This is a genomic window from Halomonas sp. BC04, from assembly GCF_000568385.1.
In genome coordinates this window covers 1-20115 of record NZ_AZQX01000411.1, presented here as the reverse complement: position 1 = coordinate 20115, position 20115 = coordinate 1, and the positions used below count along the sequence as shown (strand labels likewise).

The 20115-nt window shown below is 63.9% G+C and carries 22 protein-coding genes and 1 pseudogene; 13 read left to right on the top strand and 10 right to left on the bottom strand.

What is annotated here, in order from left to right:
• Nucleotide 1 precedes the first annotated feature (1 nt).
• Nucleotides 2–1321 carry a methyltransferase gene (locus Q427_RS27280; RefSeq protein WP_231613954.1) on the top strand — a complete coding sequence of 440 codons (1320 nt, stop codon included), beginning with the start codon at nt 2–4 and terminating at the stop codon, nt 1319–1321.
• On the opposite strand, the gene Q427_RS32870 is transcribed toward Q427_RS27280, so the two are convergent.
• The 3 genes from Q427_RS32870 to Q427_RS27270 form a co-directional block, all read right to left on the bottom strand.
• Nucleotides 1236–1544, bottom strand: coding sequence for a CBS domain-containing protein (locus tag Q427_RS32870; protein WP_197030844.1), 309 nt, complete (start codon nt 1542–1544; stop codon nt 1236–1238). The genes Q427_RS27280 and Q427_RS32870 overlap by 86 nt on opposite strands.
• The gene (locus Q427_RS27275; RefSeq protein ID WP_197030843.1) at nt 1538–2356 is read right to left on the bottom strand and encodes a site-2 protease family protein; all 819 of its coding nucleotides are present in this window, start codon (nt 2354–2356) and stop codon (nt 1538–1540) included. The genes Q427_RS32870 and Q427_RS27275 overlap by 7 nt, the downstream gene beginning before the upstream one ends.
• Nucleotides 2357–2441: 85 nt before the next feature.
• On the bottom strand, nt 2442–3308 hold the full coding sequence (locus tag Q427_RS27270) for an SDR family NAD(P)-dependent oxidoreductase (protein WP_043518695.1): 867 nt from the start codon (nt 3306–3308) through the stop codon (nt 2442–2444).
• A gap of 134 nt (nt 3309–3442) precedes the next feature.
• On the opposite strand from Q427_RS27270, the gene Q427_RS27265 reads away from it, so the two are divergent.
• A complete protein-coding gene (locus tag Q427_RS27265) occupies nt 3443–4456 on the top strand; it encodes a M28 family peptidase (protein WP_051496767.1) in 1014 nt (337 codons plus the stop codon).
• A gap of 127 nt (nt 4457–4583) precedes the next feature.
• Here the strand turns inward: Q427_RS27265 and Q427_RS27260 are convergent, their stop codons facing one another.
• Nucleotides 4584–5054, bottom strand: coding sequence for an aminoacyl-tRNA deacylase (locus Q427_RS27260; protein WP_043518693.1), 471 nt, complete (start codon nt 5052–5054; stop codon nt 4584–4586).
• Between the two features lie 236 nt (nt 5055–5290).
• On the opposite strand from Q427_RS27260, the gene Q427_RS27255 reads away from it, so the two are divergent.
• The 3 genes from Q427_RS27255 to Q427_RS27245 are packed head-to-tail and all read left to right on the top strand — an operon-like array spanning nt 5291 to nt 7357.
• A complete protein-coding gene (locus tag Q427_RS27255) occupies nt 5291–5833 on the top strand; it encodes a PH domain-containing protein (RefSeq protein WP_043518692.1) in 543 nt (180 codons plus the stop codon).
• On the top strand, nt 5830–6402 hold the full coding sequence (locus Q427_RS27250) for a PH domain-containing protein (RefSeq protein ID WP_043518690.1): 573 nt from the start codon (nt 5830–5832) through the stop codon (nt 6400–6402). Before Q427_RS27255 ends, Q427_RS27250 begins: the two co-directional genes overlap by 4 nt.
• Nucleotides 6359–7357: a PH domain-containing protein gene (locus Q427_RS27245; RefSeq protein ID WP_155833718.1), complete on the top strand. Its 999-nt coding sequence runs from the start codon at nt 6359–6361 to the stop codon at nt 7355–7357. The genes Q427_RS27250 and Q427_RS27245 overlap by 44 nt, the downstream gene beginning before the upstream one ends.
• Here Q427_RS27245 and Q427_RS27240 read toward each other — a convergent pair.
• The 6 genes from Q427_RS27240 to glnH all read right to left on the bottom strand — a co-directional run bounded on the left by Q427_RS27240 (nt 7345) and on the right by glnH (nt 11941).
• Complete coding sequence (locus tag Q427_RS27240) at nt 7345–7752, bottom strand: glutaredoxin family protein (RefSeq protein ID WP_043518686.1); 408 nt, start codon at nt 7750–7752, stop codon at nt 7345–7347. The genes Q427_RS27245 and Q427_RS27240 overlap by 13 nt on opposite strands.
• Before the next feature lie 79 nt (nt 7753–7831).
• Complete coding sequence (locus Q427_RS27235) at nt 7832–8755, bottom strand: MurR/RpiR family transcriptional regulator (protein WP_231613953.1); 924 nt, start codon at nt 8753–8755, stop codon at nt 7832–7834.
• Nucleotides 8727–9779, bottom strand: a complete 1053-nt coding sequence (locus Q427_RS27230) for a C45 family autoproteolytic acyltransferase/hydolase (protein WP_231613952.1) — start codon at nt 9777–9779, stop codon at nt 8727–8729. The genes Q427_RS27235 and Q427_RS27230 overlap by 29 nt, the downstream gene beginning before the upstream one ends.
• Nucleotides 9769–10497 (bottom strand): glutamine ABC transporter ATP-binding protein GlnQ, encoded by a 729-nt coding sequence (glnQ, locus tag Q427_RS27225; protein ID WP_043518685.1) that lies wholly within the window; start codon nt 10495–10497, stop codon nt 9769–9771. Before glnQ ends, Q427_RS27230 begins: the two co-directional genes overlap by 11 nt.
• Nucleotides 10494–11150 carry a glutamine ABC transporter permease GlnP gene (glnP, locus tag Q427_RS27220; RefSeq protein WP_043518684.1) on the bottom strand — a complete coding sequence of 219 codons (657 nt, stop codon included), beginning with the start codon at nt 11148–11150 and terminating at the stop codon, nt 10494–10496. Before glnP ends, glnQ begins: the two co-directional genes overlap by 4 nt.
• Before the next feature lie 53 nt (nt 11151–11203).
• Nucleotides 11204–11941 carry a glutamine ABC transporter substrate-binding protein GlnH gene (gene glnH / locus Q427_RS27215; RefSeq protein ID WP_043518683.1) on the bottom strand — a complete coding sequence of 246 codons (738 nt, stop codon included), beginning with the start codon at nt 11939–11941 and terminating at the stop codon, nt 11204–11206.
• 397 nt (nt 11942–12338) lie between these two features.
• Between glnH and Q427_RS27210 the strand changes: the two genes are divergently transcribed.
• The 8 genes and pseudogenes from Q427_RS27210 (at nt 12339) to araD1 (ending at nt 19965) form a co-directional block, all read left to right on the top strand.
• A complete protein-coding gene (locus Q427_RS27210) occupies nt 12339–12956 on the top strand; it encodes a LysM peptidoglycan-binding domain-containing protein (protein ID WP_043518681.1) in 618 nt (205 codons plus the stop codon).
• A 271-nt stretch (nt 12957–13227) separates the two neighbouring features.
• Entirely contained in the window at nt 13228–13401 is a 174-nt protein-coding gene (locus Q427_RS34940; protein ID WP_231613951.1) for a hypothetical protein, read from the top strand.
• 22 nt (nt 13402–13423) lie between these two features.
• Nucleotides 13424–14545 carry an acyltransferase family protein gene (locus Q427_RS27200; protein ID WP_051496766.1) on the top strand — a complete coding sequence of 374 codons (1122 nt, stop codon included), beginning with the start codon at nt 13424–13426 and terminating at the stop codon, nt 14543–14545.
• A gap of 34 nt (nt 14546–14579) precedes the next feature.
• Entirely contained in the window at nt 14580–15701 is a 1122-nt protein-coding gene (locus Q427_RS27195; protein WP_051496765.1) for a serine hydrolase, read from the top strand.
• A 240-nt stretch (nt 15702–15941) separates the two neighbouring features.
• On the top strand, nt 15942–17018 hold the full coding sequence (locus Q427_RS27190) for a TRAP transporter substrate-binding protein (protein ID WP_043518680.1): 1077 nt from the start codon (nt 15942–15944) through the stop codon (nt 17016–17018).
• A gap of 66 nt (nt 17019–17084) precedes the next feature.
• Nucleotides 17085–17654 carry a TRAP transporter small permease gene (locus Q427_RS27185; protein ID WP_043518677.1) on the top strand — a complete coding sequence of 190 codons (570 nt, stop codon included), beginning with the start codon at nt 17085–17087 and terminating at the stop codon, nt 17652–17654.
• 3 nt (nt 17655–17657) lie between these two features.
• A complete protein-coding gene (locus Q427_RS27180) occupies nt 17658–18941 on the top strand; it encodes a TRAP transporter large permease (protein ID WP_043518676.1) in 1284 nt (427 codons plus the stop codon).
• Nucleotides 18942–18973: 32 nt separating this feature from the next.
• Nucleotides 18974–19965, top strand: a pseudogene (gene araD1, locus Q427_RS27175) (AraD1 family protein).
• Nucleotides 19966–20115: the final 150 nt, after the last annotated feature.

Sequence of the window (20115 nt, the reverse complement as noted above, 5' to 3'; positions counted from 1 at the left end):
ATTGTTTGAGCCTGGACAAGGGGAGTCGACGCTGCCGGATAACCATCGCCTCGCCCGCCTCACCGGGCTGCTCGCCCGCTGGCAGCCGCTGTGGCGTCCGCTGCCGTTTCAGTATCGTCACCTGCCCTGGCCCGACGATTTTGCAGCACTCGGCGATGCCCTGCTGGGGTTGAGTGAGCAAGACGTGGTTCGGTTGCAGGCCTCCCCCTTCCATGCCTCGCCGCTGGCCGAGTGGCTGCCGGTGGCGGCGCTGGAGGCGCTGGTTGACCTGCCGACACTGCCCGCGCCAGTGGTCTCTCTGCCCTCCGAATGGGGCCAGCATGTGGGTGGGCGCAAGTGGCGCCAGATCGAGGCCTTCGTCGAACAGGTACGCCCCGGGACCGGGGAATCGCTGGTGGAGTGGTGTGCCGGCAAGGGCCACCTGGCCCGCACACTGGCACGGCGGCATGCCGTCGACGTCACCGCTCTGGAGTGGCAGGCCGCCCTGTGTGACGAGGGTCGCCAGTTGGCGGAGCGGCAAGGTGTGCCGGTGGACATGCGTCAGCAGGACGTGATGGCCTTGGACCAGGGGCCGCCGCTGACCGCGCAGACCCACATCGCGGCCCTGCATGCCTGTGGTGATCTGCATGTGCGTCTGCTCGAACTTGCCGCAGAAACGGGCAGTTCGGTGACCCTGGCGCCCTGTTGTTACCAGCGCACCCGCGACACGGCCTATCGACCGCTCTCCCGTCGCGCCAGGGCGCTGAGCGAGACTCATCAGCTGGCGTTCTCCCGGGAAGACCTGGCAATGGCGGTCCAGGAGACCGTAACAGCGCCAGGCGGGGTTCAGCGAAGCCGGGAGCGCGCCAACGCCTGGCGGCTGGGCTTTGATGAATGGCAGCGTCAGGTGCGTGGAATCGATGCCTATTTGCCCGTGCCCAGCCTGGCCTATGGGCGCATGCCCGATGATTTTGCCGGGTTCTGCCACTGGGCGGCGGAACAGAAGGGCCTATCGGTCCCTTCTGGCGTTGACTGGGCCGGCTTCGAGGAAGCCGGTTGGCGACGCCAGTTCCGGGTGAAGCGCCTGGAGCTGGTGCGCCATCTGTTTCGGCGCCCGCTGGAGGTGTGGCTGGCCCTGGACCGCATGACACTGCTGACGGAGTCGGGTTTCGATGCCGAACTCGGCATCTTCTGTGATCGTGAGCTGACCCCGCGCAACCTGCTGCTGCGAGCCAGCAGATCAGGTGGGCAGGCGGTCAACCCTTCACTTCGAGGTGGAGCTCGATCATTCGTAGCAGCCGCTGGCGGTCGATCCAGCCGCTGGCGCGACCCCGTGCCATGACCGGCACCTGGTTAAGGCTGTGCTCGTTCATCAGCTGCAGGATGTCGTCGGCCTTGGCATCGGGGGCGACATGGTGAAGCTTGTCTGCCGGCGTCATGATCTCGCTCACCGGCGTTGAGCCCCATTGCTCCTGGGGTAGGCGTCGCGTGTCGCTCAGCGAGACCAGGCCCAGCACCTGATTGGGGCTTCCCACCAGGAAGGCGCGCCGGCCGGAGGTCAGCACCTGCTCTCGCAGCCACGCCTCGATGGGTCGGCCTGCAGCAACGAAGGTATATCGGTGTCGGCCAGGTCCTGGGCGCGGACACCCGCCAGGCGATCGCGGAGGACGTACATGCGACTCTGGGCGTGGTTCATGGTGAGCAGGAACCAGGCGATCAGCATGATCCACAGCCCGCCGACCAGATTGCCCATGACCAGCATATTCCATAGGGCCAGGCCAAACAGCCCATAGGCCAGGAAGCGGCCGCTGGCGATGGCTGTCTCGTTGCCCCGCTGAGTGCTTCCCGTGACCTTCCAGACCAGGGCGCGAAGTACCCGCCCTCCATCCAGGGGGAAGCCGGGAATCAGGTTGAAGATCGCCACGACCAGGTTGATCATCGACAGCCAGCCAAGCGCCACGGGGATCGGTTCGTACCAGCCCGCGGTCACGCCAGCCAGGACGCCGAACAGAAAGGCCAGCGCAAAGCTGACCGCAGGCCCGGCGACGGCAATCCAGAATTCGTCGTTGGCCTGCTCCGGGTCACGACTCATTTGCGCCATGCCGCCGAAGATGAACAGGGTAATGGCGGTAACCGGCACGCCGCGCCGGATCGCCACCAGGCTATGGCCCAGCTCATGGGCCAGGATGGAGGCGAAGAAGACCAGTACTGTGACGAAGGCGGTAACGGCGGCATCCGCGGTGGTCCAGTCCGGGTACTGCTGCTGAAGGCCGGTGGTCATGCTGACCATCACCAGCGCGAAGATGATCAGCCAGCTGACATGGATTTCAAGCCGAATGCCTCGGAAATGACCCAGCACCCATACGGATTTGAACATGTTGAAACTCCCTGACGGCGTTATGACGGCACTCTTGTTGTAGGACTCAGGCTTGTGGGGCCGTGTGGCCCCACGGGTGATGGACTCACGTTTCCCGTTCCCCACGTGTCGCCCGCAGCAGGACCCGGTCCATGCCCCGTGTGGACAGGATACGCTTGAGGGCGGCAAACAGGTGGGTCGGCACCGTAATGTGGTAACGGGCCTTGGGCCGCCGGCTCTCCAGGGCATGAACCAGCTTGCGAATCACCGCATCGGCTTCGAGCGTGAAGGGGGCCGATGGCCCTTCCCCGGCAAGGCGGGCCTCAAGGGCGCAGTAGGTGACGGCATGATGGCTCGTCGCGGCCGTTATGTTGTCGCGAAAGGCGCGATAGGCGTTCTCGCGGAAGCGGCTGGCGATGGGGCCGGGTTGCAGCAGGCTGACATGAATGCCGGTACCGTAAAGCTCCTGGCGCAGGGTGTCGGTCAAACCTTCCAGGGCAAACTTCGAGCAGACATAGGCGCCGCGGTAGGGCAGGGCGGAAAAGCCAAGAACCGAGCTGTTCTGCACGATGCGTCCGCTGCCCTGGTCACGCATCACCGGAATGATGCGCGTCGTCAGCTCGTGGGTGCCGAGCAGGTTGGTTTCCAGCTGCTCACGCAGCACGGCGCGGGAGAGATCCTCCACCGCACCCGGCTGGCCGTAGGCGCCATTGTTGAACAGCGCATCGAGACGGCCACCGGTTCGCCTCAGGATTTCGTCGACGGCGGCCCCAATCGAATCGCTGCAGGCCAGGTCCAGAAGCAGTGCTTCGAAGCCCTCTTCCTGGAGTCGAACGACCTGATGCTCCCGCCGTGCGGTCGCGAAGACTCTCCACCCCCTTTGCACCAGGGTCTGGGCGGCGGCGTGGCCGATACCGCTGGAGCAGCCGGTGATGAGGATACTCGGTGGTGCCGAGGCCATCGTCTCGTCCATGTCCGTTTTCCTTGCACGAGCCAGTGAGATTCGCCGATAGGGTATACCATGAGGGAGACCCTGTCGGGAGTCGATGGGAATCGGTCATCGAGCCGGCCCGAATGGTATAGCGATAGGCGGACAGGAGGTCGGCCATGAAGCGTAACCTACTCTTGCGCATGAGCATGCTACTTGGGTTGCTCCTGTTGCTTCTCCTGCTGTCGTCAGGAGGGGGTTACTGGATGATACTGCATATGCCGGGGTCGTCCTTTCGGGGCGAGCCACCAGCGCTGGATGAAGAGACGCAAGCGCTGCGCGACCGGCTGCATGGCCATGTCCTGCAGCTGGCTGGCGAGATTGGCGAGCGCCACTACTGGCGTCCCGATGCCCTGCATGCGTCGGCCGACTACATCGAGCACGTCTTCCAGGAGGCCGGCCATGAGCCCCTTCGCCACGCCGTGCCGGCCGGCAACCGGACGTTCCATAACGTCGAGGTGCGGATTCCGGGGGGACGTCAGGCGTCCGAGGTGCTGGTCGTCGGTGCCCACTACGACACAGTGCGGGGCAGCCCGGGTGCCGATGATAACGCCTCCGGCGTGGCGGTCCTGCTCGAACTGGCGCGTCTTCTTCAGGATGTGCCGCTTGATCGATCCTTGCACCTGGTTGCCTTCGCCAACGAAGAGATGCCCTTCTTCGGTACCGATGCCATGGGCAGCCTGCGCTATGCCCGCCAGGCGCGCGAGGAGGGCATGGACATTACCGGCATGATAGCGCTGGAGATGTTGGGTTATTACACCGATACCCCCGGCAGCCAGTACCATCCGCCATTGCTCGGGCACTTCTATCCGGCGCGGGGCGACTTCGTGGCCTTTATCGGCAACCTCGACTCCCGATCACTGGTGCGCAAGGCCATCGGGGCGTTCCGGAAGAGTGCCCATGTGCCCTCGGAAGGGCTGGCTGCCCCGGAGCTGATCCGCGATATACGCCGCTCGGATCACTGGGCATTCTGGGAAATGGGCTACCCGGCGATGATGGTCACCGATACCGCCAACTTTCGTAACCCTCACTACCACGGCCCGACGGACACCCCCGATCGGCTCGACTACGAGACCATGGCCAGGGTCACCGAAGGCCTGGCCAGGGCGCTGGAGGTGATGGCCCGACGCTGAGGCAGCGGGAGCCCATACTCCCCCCCGGACGATAGGCGCTATCGTGGCCCGGGGGGAGTCAAAACAGCGTGGTTGGAAGCGCGGCCGCGCCAGGGAATCGCAGGCGCAGACTTCTTGCAGTGTTTTCCTAGTGGTGGCGACTGAACTGGCCATGGGGGCTATCGCCCATCAGGCGATCGAACTCCCTGCCGCTCATGTGCAGCAGCGTCTCGTGATCGCCGGCTTCGAAATAGATATCCGACTGATAGCGCAGCATGTCATCGACATAGACCTGGAGCCCGTAGGCCTGGCCGACAGGCGTCGTCGCGCCAGGGTCGCAGTCGCTGAAGCGGCGCACTATCTCCTCTTCCGAGGCGAGTTCGACGTTTTCGTTGAACAATTTCGACAGGCTCTCCAGGTCGGCGTCACAGGTGCTCGGCAGCACGGCGACCCGGTAGCCGGAGTCGCAATGGAGCATGACGGCCTTGGCGAGCTGGTCGCCGGTTATATGCGCCTTCTCGGCGATGCGACTGGTACTGACTTCACGGGGATGCTTGAGCTCCTCGTAGTCGATATCGCAGGCTCTAAGGTACTCCCGCAGGGTCATCGGTATGGACATGGTGGTCTCCTTCGGCCTTCAGGGCCGCGATCGGAAAAATGATATGCCTCCCTTCGTTGTTGGATTCTCCACATACAAAGCGTAGTTCCTAAATCCCGCTCGCCACACTCCGTTTGGCAGCTCCGTCTCTCCGAGCCCTGTTTGCCCATTTCTGCCTGCCGGCTTCTGGTATGTTGTCGGGTAAGAGCCGCCGGACAGCGGCTGACAGCCAGGACGCTGACGCATCAGGAGCCGCCGTGACGTTCGATAATCCTTCGCTAGACCCCGAATGCCTGCCGGCGCTGGAGCATGCACCGTTGACGCCGGTATCCCGTCGGCTGGCCCCCTGCCAAGCCTTGCTTCGCCTTTTTCACTGGGCCTTCATCACGCTGGTGGCCTGGCTCTTCCCGGTTCAGCATGAGCTGCTGGCGCAGTATCAGCCGTGGCTTGCCGCCACCGTGGCGGGGCTGGGGATGGTGGCGATCGTGCTGGGATGGCTGGAGGCGCGGCGTCGGAGCTATGGCCTGCGTGAGCACGACCTGATCTATCGACGCGGCCTGCTGGTGCGGCGTACCCAGGTACTGCCGCTGGTTCGCTTGCAGCATGTCGAGACCCTGAGCAATCCCGTGGAGCGCGCCTTCGGCCTGGTCCGGCTGGCCTGCTTCACGGCCGGTGGCAGAGGTGCCGACCTGCTGCTCGAGGGACTCACGGCCGAGCGTGCCGAAGCGGTCAAGCAGCATCTGCTGAACCGCCTGGCGGTGACGCCGGGCCCGTCTTCACCCGGTGGCCAGACATCATGAGCCCTGCGCAGGATGCCCCGTCCGCCAGGCCGGCGCTATCAGGCTGGCAGCGACTTTCCCCCTGGGCCGTGGGACTCTTGTTGATCAGCGCCGGGACGTCGCTGGTGCGCCAGCACATGCCGCTGTTGCTGGGCGCCGGGGCGGGCCTGGCCATGGTCGAGCGGGTCGGGTTGCGCGAGCTTGCCCTTGGGTGCGTGCTGCTGCTGCTGGTGGCTGGACTGGTGAGCCTGCTCTACTACCGGCGCTTCCGGTTTCGGCTCGATGGCGATGTGTTGATCGTCCAGAAAGGGCTGTTCGAGCACCGGGAGTTCAAGGTGGCGGCCCGTCATGTGCAGCATATCGCCCTGCACCAGCCGGCCTACATGCGCCCCTTCGGACTTGTCCTCTGGGAGGTCGAGACGCTGGCCGGCGAAGCATCGAGCATTCAACTGCCGGGCATACGCCGGCAGTTTGCCGAAGCCCTCGGCCATGGTCTGAGGGGCGCGGAGAGCCCCGTCGAGGAGCGGGGGGCTGCGGTCAGCAACAGTGTCCAAGTGGTGCCGGAGAAGGCGTCGTGCATTTCGTACTGACCCCGGGTGCCTGGTACTCCATGGTCTGACCAGCCGCTCGATCTATGTCATTGCGGCGATGCTTTCGCCGCTGATCCGGCCGCTGGAGCGCTGGATCCACGACCGCCTTCCACAGCTGGATCTGCAGGCATGGCTGCCCGACTCGCCGCTGCTGGCGATAGGGCTGGGGCTGCTGGGCGTGGTGGCCGTGCTGGCGCTGCTCGCCGTACTGGCCGCCTGGTGGCGCTTTCACGGCTACGTGCTGCGCGATGATGGCGAGCGACAGGTGCAGGTCAGCGGCCTGTTCGCTCGGCAGGAGCAGGCCCTCTCCCTGTCGCGGCTGCAAGTGGTTGAGTGGGTTCAGACCGGGCTTGGACGCCTGCTCGGTCGAGGCTACCTGGTCTGTCACCAGTTCGGTGCCATGGGTGGCGGCGGGGCGGCAGAGTCGCGACGCTTCCTGGTACCTGGCCTGACGGCAGAGCAGGGCAGGGAACTGACCGCTGTCCTGTGGCCGGGCTTGAGCATGGCCCAGCCGCTGGCACGGGTCGACGTCATCTATCGCCGCGTGGTGTTGCTGCGCCTGCTTGTGGCCTCGGCCCTACTGCTGCTGGTTGTACTTGGCCTGGTCGGCCCCGGCGGACTCGCCCCGGGGGCCTGGGCTGCGGCCGCCGCAACGCTGCTGGTCATTTCAGCCGGGGTGGCTCAGTTGCGCTGGATGGCCATGGGCTGGGCACTGGAGGGAGCGCACATGCGCATTCGACAGGGACTCTGGGGGCAGCGTACCAGCCTTTTCCCGCTGCACAACCTGATTTCGGTGGGCATTCAGCAGAGCTGGCTGCAGCGGCGGCGCGGCGTGGCCACGCTGCAGCTCGACCTGGCCAATGGCCGACTTAGCCTGCCGTATCTGCCGGAGCGGGTGGCATGGAGGCTGGCCAATCGACTGTTGGCCAGCGTGGAGGTTGGTCAGGCCGCCTGATGCTGCGCATCGCCGAAACGGTCGTGCAGCCAGGCATTGATGGCATTGGACTCGTAGAGCCACTGGTCCTGACCCTCTTCCGAGGTGATGCGCAGGCAAGGCACCTTGATGCGACCGCCGCCGGCTTCCAGTGCCTGGCGGTGTTCCGGGTCGTTGCGAGCATCGCGCAGCTCGATCTTCAAGCCTAGCCGGGCGATCTCCTTGCGTACCTTGATGCAGAAGGGGCAGCTCTGGAACTGGTAGAGCGACAGCTGGGCACAGGCGGCATCGACTTCGGCCTGCTTGTCTGGCGAGCGCACCATCGCGGTCGGAGTGCTCAGTTTCTCGGAGGCCAGCAGGATCGGCGAAAGCACCAGGCGCACGCCGCGGAAGAAGTAGCGAATCAGGAATCTCATGGGGTGTTGGGTGGTCTCGGTCGTGAATGTACGTGTGGTGGGTGCCCATGATGCCGGTCTAAGCGTCCGGATGCCATGGTCAGCCGATTTCGATGTCGAGCTGATCGATGAGCTTGTCGCGCCGGGAGAGGGCCTCGGCGGCTCTATCGCCACCCACCGTGGCGCAGGCATTGACCAGGCACTCCGCGGCGCCGAGAAAGGTGACCATGCTGTTTGAGATGAAGCTCGACTCATGGGGCGCCAGGATGACAATGTCCGAGTAGCGAACGAGGGGGGAGCTCGAATAGTCGGTCACGACGATGGTGCGAATTCCATTTTCGTGTGCCGCTCGGCATACGTCGATAACATGACGCGTATAGGGCTTGCAGCTCGCGGCGATCAGCACATCGCCCGCCGCCATGGAGGCGAGCCCCTCCGCCACTCCCAGGCTATCGTCGCTGAGCAGGCCCACATCCGAGCGGATCATGCCCAGCCCGTAGGCGAGAAAGCTGGAGAAAGCATGAAACTGACGCATGCCATGAAGGCGCACCCGTCGAGCTCCCATCACCGCAGTGGCGAAGGCATCCAGGTCTTCGTTGGTCAGTCCTTCCATGAAGCGTTCGATATTGAGCTGATGCTCCCCGCACAGCTGGCGGGCCTGGGCCTGCAGGTCCTGCTTGTTGGCCGCGAGTGCAGCGGTGGCGTGTTGACGATAGAAGGAGCGGGCGGGTGTCAGCCCGGAGCTCAACAGCAGGCTCTGCAACTCGCCGAAGCGTTCATACCCCAGCGCCCTGGCCAGCCGGGAGATGGTCGATGGATTGACGTCCAGGCGCCGGGCCAGGGAGGAGATCGACAGTAGCGACTGGTCGCCGCGCAGTTCTATCAGCTGCGACAGCACTTCACGGGCACGGGGGCCCAGGTGGAGGTCGGCGTCGCCGCGCGAAATCGCGATGGACAGGGCCTGGAGTTCCTCGAGCGTGCGAGGTGCCCGGTCGTTATGCGAAGAGTGAGCTGTCGGTGCCATGGAGTGGTCTGCGTCCCCCCGGGGTATGAACTTCCCATTGAATGGCGTCATTAAGCAGGCGGAAGACGCCCGTCGCAAGGGTGTTCTCGCGATCCGGATCGTCCGGTTCGCGCCGATAGATCGGCAGGCCGCCTCCGCCCGTGTCGGAAAGGATGGTGAGCGGGTCTCGTTCACCGGCGGCAAGCAATTCACTCCCCCGGACCTGGCGGTCATGGGAGGAGCGCGTGACGATCTGGCGAGTCTGGCGACAGTCGTGATGCAGGGCGTGGTTGGCATGGATCATGGGCGTTTCCACGTGGCGATGCGACGCCTGGCCGGCGCCAACCTCGATCGAATGCAGCCTCGGATCGCCACGCTGGGCCAGGGTGAAGTGAAAGCCGCCGCTGGCTGGCGCCTGGCGCAGGAGTTCATGGATCTTGCCCAGCGAGTTCAGGGAGAGCATGGCTCGTCCCAGCACCATGCGTGGCACCTCTGGCTCGACACGCTTGAGGCGCAGGTTGTTTACCGTCTGGACGATGCCGGCCGCCGTCAGCGCGAAGGTATGCCCTGGAATGGAACCGGGATAGCAGAAGGCCAGGAAGCCGGGCGCCCCATCGGGTTTCACGCTGGCCAGGAAGCTGGCGCCATCGAAGAACGGCAGGCCATCCTCATTGTGGGCGATACAGGGTTCGTCGCCGGGCAGCATCACGGTGGTACAGCCGTCGGGACTGTTGGCCAGCAGGTCGCCGCGACAGTTCCAGGCGAATACCGATTGGAAGGGCAGCTCCAGGCCGTGGGCGAGCCCGCGTATCTCCTCCACCACGGCGGGGTGGTGGCGACGGCTATGGTCGAGCATGCGCGCCACCCGGGGGTGGTGTCGTTCACCGGTGACGTCGTGCCAGATGTCGCTTTTCACCAGATGCTCGTGCACTGCAAGGCGCCCGTGCCGGCCCAGGGCCTGACCGGTCTCGTAAGGCCCGCCGCTGATCGCTACCAGCGGCAGGCCGCCGGCACCCATGGCCATGGGAGAGGCGTCAATGGACATGGCGCAGGAAGTCCTTCAGTCGTGGGTTGCTGTCGCCGGACAGGATCTCGTGCGGGTTGCCATCCACCGCGATCTTGCCGTTCTCCATGAAGATCAGCCGGGAGCCGACATGCCTGGCAAAGGACATCTCATGGGTCACCACCACCATGGTCATGCCTTCTTCGGCCAGGTCACGCATGACATTCAGCACCTCCTGCTTCAACTCGGGGTCGAGCGCCGAGGTTGGCTCATCGAACAGCATCACCTTGGGCTTCACGGCGAGTGCCCGGGCGATGGCGACCCGCTGCTGTTGGCCGCCCGAGAGTTCGTTGGGAAAGTGGTCGGCACGATCCTTGAGCCCGACCTTGTCGAGCAGCGCCAAGGCCTGGGCCCTGGCCTCGCGAGTGGACTGCCCGCGGACATGCTTGGGACCGAAGGCGACATTGTCCAGCGCCGTCAACTGAGGAAAGAGGTTGAACTGCTGAAATACCATGCCGGCTTCCTGGCGAATCTCGCGCAGTTTCGCATAGCCAGCCAGTACGCTGATCTCATCGACCAGCAGGTCGCCGCCGGTGATCATTTCCAGGCCGTTGATGCAGCGCAACAGGGTCGATTTACCCGACCCCGAGGGCCCGATCAATACGACCACTTCCCCCTGGTCGATATTGAGGTCGACCTCGTCGAGCACTTTGAGCGCACCGAAATGCTTGGAGACGTTCTTGAATTCGATGATGCTCATAGGATCTTCATCCTTCTCTCGATGAAGCGCAGGATCAGGGTAAGGGAACCCGTCATGATCAGGTACATCACGGCGATGGCACTCCATATCTCCACGGCACGGAAATTGGCTGCCATGATTTCCTGACCGGTCCGGGTCAGCTCACTGACACCGATGACGATGAACAGCGACGTGTCCTTGAGACTGATGATGAACTGGTTGCCCAGCGGGGGAATCAGCCGGCGAAACGCCAGCGGACCGACGATATGCACCAGCACCTTCCATCGCGGCAGGCCCAACGCCAGTCCCGCCTCGGCAAGCCCGCGGCTGATCGATTGCAGCGAGCCGCGGACGATCTCGGCAATATAGGCACCGGCATTGACGATGATGGCGATCATTGCCGCCGTCAGGGGGTCGATGCGAATACTGGCCAGCACCGGCAGGGCGAAGTAGAGGAACATCACCTGGACCACGATGGGGGTTCCGCGAATCACCTCGATGTAGACCATCGCCGTGTAGTTGAGCAGCCAGTTGCCGTAGGTTCGCATGAGGCCGGCGATTGCGCCGACCACCATGCCACCGGACAGCCCGACCAGGGTGATGAAGAGCGTCATCTTGGCACCGTTCAGCAGCTGCGGCATGAAGGTGGCGATGACGGACCAGTCTGTGTTCATCGGATACCTCGGATCTCGTCAGGGGCGTCGTTGAAGGGGTGTGGCGAACGGCTTCACTCACCCGGACGGGAACCGAACCACTTTTCAAAGATTTCGTCGTAGCGGCCATCTTCACGCATGGCGGCAAGCGATGCGTTCACGTCCTCGACCAGCTCGCTGCCCTTGGGGAAGCCGATGCCATACTCATGAGCCATCATCTGTTCGCCGACCGCCTTGACCTGGCCATCGCCGGCGGTCGCGATGTAATAGAGCACGTTGGGTGTATCGTGCATGGCGGCGTCGACACGGCCCGAGCGGAGCTCCAGGTAGGCGTTGTCGATATTGGGCAGCAGGCGCAGCTCGGTCTCGTTGAAGTGCTCCTGGGCATAGTCGGCGGCGGAGGTGCCCATGCGCAGGGCGATCCGCTTGCCGGCCAGGTCCTCGGTGCTTTCGATCTCACTGTCGACCGGGACCATCAGGGTGAAACCGCTGTCGTAGTAGCCGTCGGAAAAATCGATGACCTCGGCGCGGTCCTCTCGGATGGTGATCCCGGCCAGGGCGACGTCGACCTGGTTGGTCTGCAGAGCAGGGATGATCCCCGAGAAGTCCATGGGACGCAGTTCATAGTCCCAGCCGTTGTCCTCGGCGATGGCGGCCCACATGTCGATGTCGAAGCCGACGTATTCCCCATCCTGCATGAACTCGAAGGGTACGAAGGCGGTATCGGTGGCAACGATCAACTTGTCGGCTGTGGCGGCGGAAGCGACGGCCAGTGACAGGCCCAGGGCGGACCAGGCAAGCAGCTGTTTCATGATTCTTTTCCTCTTGTCGTTGTTGTACGTGTCGTTGTTGTACGGCGCAGGCATGCGGGAGGCGGCATGTCTGCAAATATATTTGTTCAAATAATCTTCAATAGCAAGATATTTGCGTAAAGAAATGTAAGCATCTCCGCCAGTCGATGGGATCAGTGGAGAATGCAGCTCTCCTGAAACAGCCTGGGCTGATTTACGTTGAAGCCGCCGCGGGCAACTTCTGCCATGGCTGTCCATACTGGTGCCATGAGCCGCGCTTGTACGCCTGCACTGGCGGATACCGACCTGTGCAGAAAGGCGTTTGACGAAGAAGAACAAGACATTGCAATCAGAACCATTGCAGAGAGGTAGTGCCATGATTGACGCTTTGTTTACAGCCACTGGACCGAGACGACAGGTGACGATCAGCAGCTTGCTGGCGGCTGGTCTGCTGGTTTTCTTCCTATCCGGCGTGGCCATCGCTCAACAGGACGATGAAGCGGCCGAAGCGACGGCCGATATGGCCGTTGAAGAGAACGTCGACACCGAAGCCACGGACGAAGCGACGATGGAAGGCGAGGCGACCAATGCTCAGGTCGAGGAGTTGTCGGCTCAGTTGGAAGAGCGCGAGGCCCAGCTGCGTCAGGCCCAGCGTGAGCTGACGGCATTGCGCGCGCGCCTGCCGCAGGAGGAGGGCGGCAATCTCGATCTTGATTCCGCGGTCAATTCGGCACGTCTCACGGCCGAGGCCATCCGCGCGGCGCGCAGCGAACTGCTCGCCGCCGGTGGCAGCGACGCCGCGCTGGAAGAGAACATCGACCAGCTCATCGAAGAACTGGCGCGAGACCAGGCCCTGGTCGCGCGTGGTCGCGGTGATACGCTATACGAGGTACGGCGGGGAGAGACCCTGGCCGGCATCGCGGGGCGCTATTATGGCAACAGCAATCGCTGGGAGGCGATCCATGAAGCCAATGCCCATGTACTGCGCAATCCGGATCTGGTCTGGCCGGGTCTGACGCTGGTGCTGCCCCGCTGAGATAACCGGCTGCCATCAGTGAACGACTCGGCTGTCGGCAATGCCGGCAGCGAGGGAGAGCGAGAGAGAACGACATGTATTGTCTGCGAAAACCAACCGTGGCGAAATGGCGTGCCGGCCTGGTTGCTGGTGCCTGCCTGCTGTTGCTGGTGGCCTGTGGGGCCGATGATGGCAAGACGGAGGTGACGCTCTCCGTGCTGGCGGCAAACCCGGCTGCCCATGATGGTGGCATGGTTGCCACCGAGGGCGTCGTGCGTCATTTTGATGAGCCTTGCACTACTGGATCGAGGATCAGGATCTCAACCGGGTGGAAATCTTCCCTCATGAGGAGATCGCGCCACATCTTGGTGAGCGCGTGCGTGTCGTCGGCCATTTCGAATACTCGTCGGCGGAAGGGCGTCGGCTGATGCTGGAGCATGTCGAGTCGTTGAGCGCGCAGGAGTGAGCGCAGGAAAGGATTTCGTGACATGCGAGGGAAGGCAGTGAGGCCAGATCTCGCGGGGCGGCCGGTGCTGCCGCCATCACCTGGGCGTATCGAGGCGATCGACCTGGCGCGTGGCTTTGCCATCGCACTGATGATCGTCAGCCATGCCGTCAGCGGCTTGCTGGGCATCCGGCAGGTGCCCGACTGGGGCCTGGTGCCGATTCATCTGCTGACGAAATTCTCCTCATCGCTGTTCATCATCGTCTTCGGCATCGCACTTGCCGTTGCCTTCCTGCCGAAGAGCGATACCCCCGAGTGGCCGCGGCGGCGCCTGAAGCTGATGCTTCGCGGCCTTCAAGTGCTGTTCTGGTACAAGGTGCTGACCGTCGTCGAGATGATGCCGCTCTACGCCCCCGAGGACATACTCGATACCCTGCTGTACCAGCGTTTTCCCATTTGGGTCGAGATTCTGGGTTTCTATGCCATCGCTCTGCTGTGGATTCCCTGGGTACTGCCGCTGTGGCGCAGGATGCCGCTCTGGTCCCGACTGGGCAGTCCATTGCTGGTCGCCCTGTTGGCGGGATGGCTTGAGCGTCACTTCGGCTTCTGGGGCCTCGAGCCGCTCAAGGCAATACTGGTGGAAGATGCCGACCATTACACCTGGGGCCAGCTCTCTCGGCTACCGCTGGTGATGGTGGGGCTGCTGATCGGTGAGGCGGTGCTGCGCTGCTACTGGCAGCAGGCAGCGCGTCACCGGCTGGTGCTTGGGCTGGCGGTTTTCGGGGTGGTACTGTTGCTGGGGTTCGTGGCGGTGTCGCTGCCCGGGCTCGGCGAGGCGCTGGTGATGGTGGCCTGGAACGTCGGCAAGCACCCTCCGGAGCTGCCCTTCATGCTGTTCAGCGTAGGTGGCGCACTGGTCATTCTGGCACTCTGCCTGCTCGGGGGAGGTGTGGCGGCAGCCTGGCTGAAGCCGATCACGGTGATCGGCTCAGACGCGCTGATGGCTTTCATCTTCCATATCGTGGTGATCTTCCTGATCTTTCGCTTCCTGCTGGGGTACTGGCAGGTATTCAGCTATCCCCAGGTGCTGGGCTTTGGCCTGGTACTGGTACTGGCCACGGCGGGCTGGATCAGCCTGCTGCGCTGGTTCCGACAGTACGCCTGACGGGGTCGCCCGTTGCCTACAGCCGGTGTTCGCTATGCTCCGTTGGATTTCCCCACCCTCTCTGTTTCTTCCGGCGCTTGTCCTGGCCCTGCTGTTGACGCCGCTGTCCAGCGAGGCCGACTGGCGCCAGCGGGTCGAGACCCGTATGACCAGCCCCCCGGTCTGGATGGAGCGACTCGATGCAAGGCTGGCGCTGCTCGAGGCCGGTTTCGGCGGCGAACTAGGCGTGTATGTGTGGATGCTGGGGAATGAAGGGCCGGAGGCTCGCTATGGCTGGCGTGACCGGGAAACCTGGTACCTGGCATCACTGATCAAGGTGCCGGTGGCCATCGAGTTGATGGCTCGGGTCGAGGCGGGCAGTGCCTCGCTGGACGATCGCCTGGTGCTGCGCCAAAGCGACTACGTCGACGGTGCGGGTCCCACCAACTGGGCCTCACCCGGCAGCGAACTCTCCTTGCGTGAGCTGCTCGAGCCGATGCTGACGGTCAGCGACAACACGGCCAGCGACATGCTGATCGATTTCCTCGGCCTCGTCAGTGTCAATCGGCAGGCTCAGTCTTTGGTGCATGACCCGGATGGACTGGGGCCGATTACGACCCTGGTCGACGTTCGCCGTCATGTCTACAGCCAGCTCCATCCCGATGCCTTCGGGCTGACGGGGCTCGACTTCATTGAGCTGCGCGAGCTGGAAAGCGATGAGCAGCGCCTGCGATGGTTCGCCAGGCGGCTGGGGATCGAGCGTGATTCGCTGCAACTTCCGTCATTGGAAGAGGCCTTCCGGGCCTACTATGCGACCGGCCTCAATGGCGGCCGGCTCGATGCCTTCGCCGAGCTGCTCGTTGCGCTGGGCGAGGGCAGGGCACTGGGGACCGAAGCCACGGCGGAGCTGTTGGCGATCCTGTCACGTACCAGCAGCGGGGAAAGGCGGCTCAAGGCGGGACTGGGGCGAGACATACGGTTTGCCCACAAGACCGGCACCCAGCACCGGCGCGCCTGCGATGCCGGTATCGCCAGTCATGGTGAGGGCAGTGCACCCCAGCGCGCGGTTGTTGTGGCCTGTACCCGCGGTGTGCTCGACGTGGCACGCTCCGAGCAGATGCTGGCAGCCGTGGGGCGCGCCATCTACGAATCCGGTCTCTTTTCCGATGTGCCCTGACGCTGGCAGGGCGTCATTTCCGCGGTTTATGCAACGAAAGTCTAGGCCCAGTCGTCGCGATAAGCGTTGACAGTTTCCCCATCCATCACTAGCCTCAGATATATCGAATGTTACCGGTAACACTGGCTGCCTTTCCCATTCGGTCGCTACTTGTCGGTGGCTTCCGTTGGCAGAGCCAGCACTGAACCAGCGGGCTTCGATGTTTCCTGTTCAATAATGACAATATGTGGAGAATTCGCCATGACACGCTTCTGGCGCAGCACGCTAACCCTGGCCGGCGCGGCCACGCTCACTCTCGGCATGGCGCATGCCCAGTCACCGGAGCTGTCCGACCCGCCCACCATCGACGGCGCCGTACTCGACGATCACGGCAGCCACACCATCCGCATGGGCATCGGCCTGGCCGAGACCTCGCCGCAGTATCTCTCCAGTCGCTATTTCGCCGATATCCTTGCCGAGCGAACCGACGGCCGCATCACCGTCAATATCTTCCCCAACAGCCAGCTGGGCGACGACGTGCAGATGATGGAGATGCTCCAGACCGGCACCCTGGACATGAGCTATCCCTCCTCATCGCCGGCCACCACCTATGTCTCGGAACTGGCGGTCTTCGATCTGCCGTTCCTGCTGCCGACCCGTGAAGCCGCCATCGCGGTGATGAACAGCGACGTGGCCCAGGAGATGCTCGATGCCTTTGAGGGCACCGGCATCAAGGCACTGACCTTCTCCGAGAACGGCTATCGCCAGCTCTCCAACAGCGCCCGGCCGGTCGAGTCGCCGGAAGACGTCGCCGGCCTCGACGTGCGCGGCTTGACCATTCGCACCATGGAAAACCCGGTGCACCTCGCCATCTGGGAGACGCTCGGTGCCAACCCCACGCCGATGGCCTTCGGCGAGCTGTTCTCGGCCATGGAGCAGGGCGTGGTCGACGGCCAGGAGAACCCCTGGAGCACCATCCTGACCTCCAACTTCCATGAGGTGCAGGACTACGGCTCCGAGACACGCCACGTCTACACACCCTTCATCATGATGATGTCCGAGCGTACCTGGGACCGCCTCGACCCGGCCTATCAGGAGCTGGTGCAGGAAGCGGCACGCCAGTCGGCGGAGTACGAGATCCAGCTGGCGGCTGAATACGACGACTGGTCGCGTGACCAGCTCGAGGCGCGCGGCATGCACATCACCCGCCTCGATGACGAGCAGATCGCCGCCTTCCAGGAAGCGGTGCAGCCCGTCTACGACGAGTGGGCGCCGCGCATCGGTGAGGACCTGATCGCCAGCATTCGGGAAATCGCCAACGCGGCCGGCAACGACTGATTCCTTCCCTGGACTGATTGGCAGGGCCGGGGCCTGTGCGCCCTTGCCCTGCCAGCGGAGCTTTGCATGATCTCATCCACCCCTCCGCCCGATCCCTCCGAATATCTCGACGACCCCAATCGCAAGCCGCTGGAGATCAACATCGAGGCGCGCAAGGGGCCGGCGCTGTTCCGCTGGCTGACGGTGCTCATGGAGCACCTGATCGCCACCATCCTGGTGGCGCTGATCGTGTCGGTGTCGGCCAACGTCATCGGCCGGGCGCTGTTCAATCGCTCGCTGCCCTGGGCCGACGAGCTGGCCCGCATGCTGTTCATCTGGCTGATCTTCATCGGCGCCGCGGCGGCCTTCGCCCGCTACGAGCACATCGCCGTGGACTTTCTGGTGCGCCGCCTCAAGCCGCGCGCCGCCCATGTGCTCTACCTGATCCAGCACCTGATCATCACCGTCCTGATGGGCGTACTGATCTGGGGCGGCTATGTCGTGATATCCCGCTCCACCGGCCGTACTGCACTGCTCGGGGTACCCTGGAACCTGATCAATGTCTCGCTGGTACTCTGTGCCGCCTTTATCGGTGCCGTGGCCATCTGGCGCGCCTGGCAAAGCATCACCCTGATTCGTACCGGCCGGGAGGCGTAACGCATGCTGTGGATCTTTCTCGGAATTCTGTTTGCCTCCATTGCCCTGGGCCTGCCGATCGCCTTCGGCCTCGGCGTGGCGGCGGTGGTCCTGGCGGTTCTCTCCGACATTCCCCTGTCGATCCTGATCGAGCAGTCGGTGCGTGGGGTCAACAACTTCCCGTTGCTGGCGATCCCGTTCTTCATCCTGGTGGGGGAAGTGATGAGCACCGGCGGCATCGCCCGGCGGCTGATGGAGCTGGCCGGCGCGCTGGTGGGTTTCGTGCGCGGCGGCCTGGGCCAGGTGGCCATCACCGGCTCGATGTTCTTCGGCGGCATCAGCGGCTCGGCGGTGGCCGACACCGCCGCCACCGGCTCGATGATGATCCCGTCGATGAAGCAGCAGGGCTATTCCGCTCCCCATGCCACTGCCATCAATACGGTATCGTCGGTGATCGGCATCATCATCCCGCCGTCGATTCCGCTGATCCTGTTCGGCATCGTCACCGAGACCTCGATCAGCCGGCTGTTCATCGCCGGCATCGTGCCGGGCATGCTGATCGCCTTCGGGCTGATGGTCACCACCTTCATCATGGCCAGCTTCGGTGGCGCCGGGCAGACCCGCAAGTTCCGCCTCGACCTGCTGTGGCAGGCCTTCAAGGCCGCCTGGCTGGCCCTGGTGCTGCCGGTGATCGTGATCGGCGGCATCATCGGCGGAGTGTTCACCGCCACCGAAGCCGCGGTCGCCGCACTGCTCTACTCGCTGTTCATCTCTCTGGTCTTCTACCGCGAGATCCGCCTGCGCGACCTGTGGGGCATGCTGATCCGCACCGCCCGCCTGACCGGCATGGTGCTGCTGTTGCTGGCCTTCGCCACGGTGATCGCCTGGTTCCTGACCATCAACATGGTGCCCCAGACCCTGGTGCGCCAGGTGCAGGCGATCACCCAGGAGCCGTTCCTGCTGCTGCTGATCGTGGCCGCACTGCTGCTGCTGGTGGGCTTCGTCATGGACCTGACCCCGGCCATGGTGATCATGGCGCCGATGCTGACGCCGATCGTCACCACGGTGGGTGTCGACGCCGCCTACTTCGGGGTGCTGATGGCCTTCATCCTCGGCATCGGGCTGCTGACGCCACCGGTGGGCACCTGCCTCTATGTGGGTTGCGGGGTGGGCAAGGTCTCGATGGAGTCGCTGGTCAAGGCGATGCTGCCGTACTACGCGGCGCTGCTGGTGGTGCTGGTGATCCTGATCGCCTTCCCCGGCATCGTCACCTGGCTGCCGGACCTCACCGCCGTGCGCGGCAATTAATTCATCTGCCGCGACACGACAAGGAGTAGACAATGCGACTGATTCAATATATTGACCAGGGCCGGCTGCGGGTGGCCATGGTGGAAACCTCCGATGCGGTGCGCCCCATCAACGTAGAGGGTGGCACCTATGCCCTGGCGCGTATCGCCATGGAGTCAGGCCAATCGCTCGGCAGCGTCATCGAAGCGAGGCTCGACGACACCCTGATCGACTATCAGCCACTGATCGACGAGCAGCAGCTACTCCCGCCGCTGACCCATCCCGACGCAGCCCACTGCCTGGTCACCGGCACCGGCCTCACTCACCTGGGCAGCGCCGATACGCGCTCGGCGATGCATGCCAAGACCCAGGTGAGCGAAGAGGAACTGACCGACTCCATGCGCATGTTCAAACTGGGCGTGGAGGGCGGCAAGCCTGAAGCGGGCGCCATCGGTGCCCAGCCGGAGTGGTTCTACAAGGGCGACGGCGACTGCATGGTCGCCCCGGAAGCGGGATCCCGGTACCCGCCTTTGCCGAGGATGCCGGCGAGGAGCCGGAACTCGCCGGGCTCTATGTAATCGGCGACGATGGCCAGCCCCGGCGAGTCGGCTACGCCATCGGCAATGAGTTCTCCGACCACGTCACCGAACGCTTCAACTATCTGTGGTTGGCTCATTCCAAGCTGCGTGCCTGCAGCGTCGGACCGGAGCTGTTGATCGGCGAGCTGCCCGGCCACCTGGAAGGCACCAGTCGCATCGTGCGCGGTGGCAAGACCCTATGGGAGAAACCCTTTCTCACCGGTGAAACCAACATGGCCCATAGCCTGGCCAACCTCGAGTATCACCACTTCAAATATCCAGGCTTCCGACGCCCCGGCGACGTCCACGTGCACTTCTTCGGCACCGCCACCCTGAGCTTTGCCGATGCCATTCAGACCCAGGAGGGCGACCGTTTCGAGATCAGTCTCACCGAGTTCGGACGCCCCCTGCGCAATCCACTACGCTTCAAGACGGACAGCTCCGCCATCGAAGTGAAACCGCTCTGACAGCAAGCAAGGAGTTCATCATGTCCCTGGAAGGCAAGATGCTGATCGGCCGCGAGGCCATCAACGGCAGTTCCCAGCCCATTCACGCGGTCAACCCCGCCACCGGCGAGCGCCTCGAGCCCGTCTACGGCGGCGGCGGCAAGGGCGAGG